Annotated in this window: 2 protein-coding genes; one reads left to right on the top strand and one right to left on the bottom strand. The window is 71.4% G+C overall.

Annotation, left to right across the window (positions count from 1 at the left end):
• Positions 1-324 (bottom strand): winged helix-turn-helix domain-containing protein (locus tag GWI24_RS44405; RefSeq protein ID WP_210951667.1); only part of this gene is annotated, 324 nt, incomplete at its 3' end.
• A 180-nt stretch (positions 325-504) separates the two neighbouring features.
• Here GWI24_RS44405 and GWI24_RS44410 point away from each other — a divergent pair.
• Positions 505-1,383: hypothetical protein (locus GWI24_RS44410; protein WP_210951668.1), on the top strand; the 879-nt coding region annotated here is incomplete at its 3' end.

Consider the following 1,383-nt stretch of genomic DNA (forward strand, 5'->3'; position numbering starts at 1 on the left):
GCGGGTGGGATGCGGAACGGTCGGCGGACCGCTGACGACGCTGCCGCGGCGGCCGAGTGTGGCGATCATCCGGTGCTTGCGCAGCACCGCCCATGCCTCCGCCACGGTGCCGGGGCTCACCCCCAGCCCGGCGGCGAGCGCGCGCACGGTGGGCAGCGCACTGCCCGGCGCCAGCTCCCCGGCCCGGATGAGATCGGTCATGGCGGCCGCGATACCGCGTGCGCTGGTGTCCGGGATACGGGCGGCCAGCCCGGCCACGGAGGCCGGATCCGCCGGCCGCTCCCCCGGCGGCGTGGAGGCCTGATCCGCGGTGTTCTCCTGCATCGGCACACCCCTCGTCGGTCTGTCGGCCGGCGGCCGGTCAGCAGGTTACGACACGGAAAAACTATGTTCGGTAACAAAACAGATCTTGTCTACCCGATTCACTGAACAATAGCCTGCCTGGCATCGCGCCGCCGAATGCGAGCTTTGCGCCGAAAATGCCATGTGCAAGGAGTGCGTACTGTGTCATCTCCCGTGATACGCCTGGGACTTCGCGACTGGGACCATCTGGTGCCCCTCGCCTCCGGGCTCGTCGAGATCCCCGGCTTCACGGTCCGGATCGATGCGCGGGACGTCACCCCCGACGTCCTCACCGAACCCGGTCTCGACGGCGGTGAGACCTCGTTCAGCCGCTATGTCCAGGCCCGCGCGGCGGGGGACGACCGTCTCGTCGGGCTCCCCGCGTTCGTGATGCGCGGCTTCCGCCACCGCTGCGTGCTGGTCCGCGAGCACAGCCCGCTGCGCTCCATCGGACAGCTCACCGGGGCCCGCGTCGGGCTCACCGGCTGGCCGGACTCCGGCAACACCTGGACCCGGGCCCTGCTGCGCGGCGCCGGAGTGGACCTCGCGGGCATCCAGTGGCGGGTCGGACCGCTGACGGCCGGCGAGACCGGCAAGGACCGGGTGGGCAATCGGCCGCTGCCCGCCAATGTCTCGGTCATGGCCGAGGGCGAATCCCTGGTGGACGAGCTGGCCGCGGGCCGGCTGGACGCGCTGCTCTCCCCCTTCATGCCCCAGGAGCTGTTCACCAGGACCAGCCGCTTCCGCCATCTGCTCGACGACCACCGGGCCGAGGAGCGCGCCTACTGGGAGGCCACCGGGTTCGTCCCCGGCATCCATCTGGTGACGCTCAAGCGGGAGGTCGTCGAGGCCCATCCGGCGCTGCCCGCCGCCCTGCTCGCGGGCCTGGAGGAGTCCAAGCGCCGGTGGCTCGACAGGCGCCGGCTGCTCGCCGACACCACGCCGTGGCTGCTGCACGAACTGACCGAGTCGGCGCGGCTGTTCGGCGACGACTGGATGCCGTACGGGACGAAGAGCAACGCGGAGATGACCCGGGCCTTC

This window comes from Streptomyces sp. MK37H (assembly GCF_018035285.1).
GTDB lineage: Bacteria > Actinomycetota > Actinomycetes > Streptomycetales > Streptomycetaceae > Streptomyces > Streptomyces endocoffeicus.